The organism is Microcystis sp. LEGE 08355 (assembly GCF_015207185.1).
Lineage (GTDB): Bacteria > Cyanobacteriota > Cyanobacteriia > Cyanobacteriales > Microcystaceae > Microcystis > Microcystis panniformis.
The window spans coordinates 1-3,917 of record NZ_JADEXI010000445.1 but is presented as its reverse complement, the minus strand read 5'-3'; the positions used below and the strand labels follow the sequence as shown (position 1 = coordinate 3,917).

At 38.8% G+C, this 3,917-nt stretch carries 8 protein-coding genes; 4 read left to right on the top strand and 4 right to left on the bottom strand.

From position 1 onward, the window contains the following. From IQ242_RS18890 to IQ242_RS18880, 3 genes are all read left to right on the top strand, one after another. Positions 1-120, top strand: a 120-nt coding sequence (locus IQ242_RS18890; protein WP_193961026.1) for a PEP-CTERM sorting domain-containing protein, incomplete at its 5' end; no start/stop codon positions are given. Between the two features lie 184 nt (positions 121-304). Then, positions 305-589 (top strand): hypothetical protein, encoded by a 285-nt coding sequence (locus IQ242_RS18885; RefSeq protein WP_193961025.1) that lies wholly within the window; start codon positions 305-307, stop codon positions 587-589. After that, on the top strand, positions 586-1,038 hold the full coding sequence (locus IQ242_RS18880; protein ID WP_193961024.1) for a PIN domain-containing protein: 453 nt from the start codon (positions 586-588) through the stop codon (positions 1,036-1,038). Before IQ242_RS18885 ends, IQ242_RS18880 begins: the two co-directional genes overlap by 4 nt. Positions 1,039-1,128: 90 nt before the next feature. Here the strand turns inward: IQ242_RS18880 and IQ242_RS18875 are convergent, their stop codons facing one another. Then, the gene (locus IQ242_RS18875; protein ID WP_193961022.1) at positions 1,129-1,344 is read right to left on the bottom strand and encodes a hypothetical protein; all 216 of its coding nucleotides are present in this window, start codon (positions 1,342-1,344) and stop codon (positions 1,129-1,131) included. Between the two features lie 443 nt (positions 1,345-1,787). On the opposite strand from IQ242_RS18875, the gene IQ242_RS18870 reads away from it, so the two are divergent. Then, positions 1,788-2,513: a PEP-CTERM sorting domain-containing protein gene (locus tag IQ242_RS18870; RefSeq protein WP_193961023.1), complete on the top strand. Its 726-nt coding sequence runs from the start codon at positions 1,788-1,790 to the stop codon at positions 2,511-2,513. A 93-nt stretch (positions 2,514-2,606) separates the two neighbouring features. Here IQ242_RS18870 and IQ242_RS18865 read toward each other — a convergent pair whose 3' ends face one another. The 3 genes from IQ242_RS18865 to IQ242_RS18855 all read right to left on the bottom strand — a co-directional run bounded on the left by IQ242_RS18865 (position 2,607) and on the right by IQ242_RS18855 (position 3,692). Then, positions 2,607-3,026, bottom strand: a complete 420-nt coding sequence (locus IQ242_RS18865) for a type II toxin-antitoxin system VapC family toxin (protein WP_223210675.1) — start codon at positions 3,024-3,026, stop codon at positions 2,607-2,609. Beyond that, the gene (locus tag IQ242_RS18860; protein ID WP_002770259.1) at positions 3,011-3,268 is read right to left on the bottom strand and encodes a hypothetical protein; all 258 of its coding nucleotides are present in this window, start codon (positions 3,266-3,268) and stop codon (positions 3,011-3,013) included. Before IQ242_RS18860 ends, IQ242_RS18865 begins: the two co-directional genes overlap by 16 nt. A 208-nt stretch (positions 3,269-3,476) precedes the next feature. Next, positions 3,477-3,692 (bottom strand): hypothetical protein, encoded by a 216-nt coding sequence (locus IQ242_RS18855; protein ID WP_193961022.1) that lies wholly within the window; start codon positions 3,690-3,692, stop codon positions 3,477-3,479. Positions 3,693-3,917: the final 225 nt, after the last annotated feature.

The following is a 3,917-nucleotide window of genomic DNA, read 5'->3' as shown; positions in this document are numbered from 1 at the left end:
CCCCCACCACCACCCCCGCCACCGATTTCTGTTCCCGAACCTAGTAACCTTATTGGTTTTATAACTCTTAGTGGGTTAATGCTAGGCAATGCGGTTAAAAAAGCGCGGAAGTCGGGCTAGTTTTCCTCGCAGGAGGATATGGCTTTAAACGGGTGATTTCTCGGTTATCCAAGCGGTAAACTTTGATTGAAGACCGATTAGGGACGTAAGCGATGGGATTTACGTCCCTGTGTGTAAATTTTGTTCAATACAAAACTGATTAGTTAAGATAAAATAGGATAATATAACTCTAAAAATACCGACTATGGCACTAACCCTCAACCTAAAACCAGAAATAGAGCAATATCTTACCCAAAGAGCAAAAGAGGAGGGACTTTCCCTAGAATCTTACACCCTAAAACTGCTCACAGATACCATTTTATCCCAAGAAAAAAAAATCAAACTGGTTAATCTTCTTCAGTCTTGGATCGATGAAGAAGATGAGGAAGAACAACAAGAAACAGGTGAATATTTAATTGAGATACTCGATCAAGATCGTTTATCTGATCGTCCTTTATTTCCGTCACAATTAAAGGGGATAACTTGGTGAGTCGAGTTGTTTTATTAGACACTGGAATTATCGGTTTAATTACCAATCCTAAGCGATCGCCTGAAAGTCTAGCTTGTACTCGTTGGCTGCAAACTTTAATTCAAGAAGGTATTAGGGTTATTCTTCCCGAAATAGCTGATTATGAAGTTCGCCGAGAGTTATTACGCGCTAACAAGATCAAGGGAATTAAACGACTAGATGAGTTAGCTGAATTAATAGAATACCTACCCATTACAACGGACACAATGCGACAAGCTGCCTTATTTTGGGCGCAAGCGCGTCAACAAGGACAACCCACAGCAGGAGATAAGACAATTGACGGTGATATGATTTTAGTTGCACAAGCGATAACTCTATCTATTCCAGATGTGATAATTGCAACTACGAATGTAGGTCATTTATCCCGATTTATCCAAGCTGATTTATGGCACAATATTATTCCTAATTGATAAAGCAATACCCTTTGATATCGTCCGCAACCCTCGCATTAACGGTACTACAGTTGATATCGGTGCCTTTGAATTTACAACTCCCGTCAATCAACCTCCTGTTATCACCAATAAAACCTTTACCATTGCTAAAAGTATTGCGGTGGGTGCTACCGTATTTCTAAAACCAGTCCTAACGGTACAGTCGTCGGCACAATTAACGCCACTGATGCCGATAACAACCCCTGAACCTACAATATCACCGCAGGTAATCCTAACCTCGATGGCGACGGTATCTCCGCCTTTACCATCAATAATAACGGCCAAATTGCCATGGCTGACTCCGATGACAAGGCTGTAGTCATCTCCCTACCCTAACTGATCACAAAATAACTTAATTATCTGGCTAACTTGACAAAAGTTTATCAAAATATAACCTTAGCAACATAAATCGGCTTATCCCTAGGTAAATCCTTGCAGGAGTGCCATTATACCAGATATTTTCTCTCTGCATGGTTTATTTAATAAGCTCTGCTGATGAATGAAAAAAAAAAAAATAAACGGGACTTATAATTATTCGCCTCTACAATCTAAGCATTATCCCTAACCAGTGCTAAATTTTCTCACATCCAAGCTTGATTAATAGTTTTGCTGTCTCTAGAGACATTTTTCTCCACTATTCGCCTACTTATCAACTTTATCTAACTCGAACTAAGGTTCGGGTGGATTCCCTATTGACTCTGTACTATCTTTTTCACACGAGGTATATCATGGCTATCATCTACGTTAAATCCGGTTCTACTGGTAATGGTTCTGCTTGGAATAATGCTTATGGCAGTTTAGTAAGTGCGATCGCTGCTGCCCAAGCAATTTTTTCTCTATTTTTGGGTGCTGCAAATGCCGCAACAATTACAAGTATTGCGGGAGATAAAGATTGCTTTGGAACGGGCTCTAATATTTGCAACACTATAGCTGTATTGAATATCGTTCAGGGAACAAACGATATTGATTTTGACTTTTTCACATTCAAAACATTTCAATGGTCGCATAATTACTCACTTCCAGCCAGTTCATCAATCACTTCAGCCGTTCTTAAAATAGTTACCTTCGACCTAGAAGATAACGGTGCTGGAGATGGGTTCGGTGGAATTCCATTTGATGACAGGTTATTTATTGATGGTATTGAAGTATCAGGAGCGTTTGATGATGTTTCTACGCCAGATGGCAATGCTCTTACTCAGCTTCCTGTTAACGTTACAATTTTTAATCTTAATTCTCTTTTCTTTTCTAGTTTAGGAGATGGCAATGTAAATATTGAATTAAATAGCTTCGGAGGTACAAGAGCAGATGCAATTGCTATTGATTATGCTGAACTTGAAATACAGACAATTTCAGGACTTTTGACATCTGTTTCTGAACCTTCTACAATTCTAGGAATAGTAACATTAGGCTTAGGTGCATTGTTTTCTAAAAAGCACAAACAAGACGACAATTAGGTTATGCAAGCGGTAAACTTTGATTTAGGATGAATTGGGGACGTAAGCGACGGAGTTTGCGTCTCTTTGTTATCAAAAACTATAGTAAAGACCTTATGGCAGAATCTCAAGACTTTGACAATGTTTAGGTCTAAATAATCTAAAATCTCGCTGATCTAATGTTAATATAAGCGTAATTTTGAGCCTTTCAGCGATCGCCATTACAGTTGCATCAACAAAATCAATACGACTATCTTTGTATTCTTCTAAAATCTCAGATACTCGAATTACATCAGTTTCACTTAAAGGAATTAAATGAAACCGACTTGCAGATAATCCTTTTAAAAAAGCCGCAACAGTGCTAACACCTGCACTACGACCTACTAAATAAGCGACTTCTGCTAAAACTGTTTGGGGTAATAATATTTGCTGATAGTTCTGATAAATAGCTACGACATCACTATGTTTTATATCTGATTGATTTAGCAAAGCAACTACAAACCCTGTATCACTTATTGTTATTTTTCTTTCCATGTCCATCCTGAATTTTCTTTAATCTCCTGTTGTAAAATTTCTTCAGATTGAGTTGCTAAATCTGGAGAACCTCTGAACAAACCAATTAGCGGGTCAGATTCATTTTTATCTTGATCATTTTCAGAAGTTGAAGGAACAATAAAAACCTCAACCATTTCACCAACAGCGAGTTCAGGGGTTTGAATTTCTATTTTATTACCGGGTAAAACTTGAGTGCTGATATGTAAAGAAGATTGTGTCATTTTTCAACAACTAAGCAATTTAAGGTATTTGACTCCTAGTATAACCTACCAGCAACGCAGGAAGCAACGCCTCCCTCCCTGCTGATACCCGCGACTTAGATGGCGATAGCAACATCACCGAAACAATACCCTTTGATATCGTCTGCAACCCTCGCATTAACGGTACTACAGTTGATATCGGTGCCTTTGAATTTACAACTCCCGTCAATCAACCTCCTGTTATCACCAATAAAACCTTTACCATTGCTAAAAGTATTGCGGTGGGTGCTACCGTATTTCTAAAACCAGTCCTAACGGTACAGTCGTCGGCACAATTAACGCCACTGATGCCGATAACAACCCCTGAACCTACAATATCACCGCAGGTAATCCTAACCTCGATGGCGACGGTATCTCCGCCTTTACCATCAATAATAACGGCCAAATTGCCATGGCTGACTCCGATGACAAGGCTGTAGTCATCTCCCTACCCTAACTGATCACAAAATAACTTAATTATCTGGCTAACTTGACAAAAGTTTATCAAAATATAACCTTAGCAACATAAATCGGCTTATCCCTAGGTAAATCCTTGCAGGAGTGCCATTATACCAGATATTTTCTCTCTGCATGGTTTATTTAATAAGCTCTGCTGATGAATGAAAAAAAA

What these genes read in the sequence shown, in the direction of transcription:
- IQ242_RS18885 (WP_193961025.1), top strand. Translation starts at nt 305, where the DNA reads ATGGCACTAACCCTCAACCTAAAACCAGAAATAGAGCAATATCTTACC.
- IQ242_RS18870 (WP_193961023.1), top strand. Translation starts at nt 1,788, where the DNA reads ATGGCTATCATCTACGTTAAATCCGGTTCTACTGGTAATGGTTCTGCT.
- IQ242_RS18865 (WP_223210675.1), bottom strand. Translation starts at nt 3,026, where the DNA reads ATGGAAAGAAAAATAACAATAAGTGATACAGGGTTTGTAGTTGCTTTG.
- IQ242_RS18860 (WP_002770259.1), bottom strand. Translation starts at nt 3,268, where the DNA reads ATGACACAATCTTCTTTACATATCAGCACTCAAGTTTTACCCGGTAAT.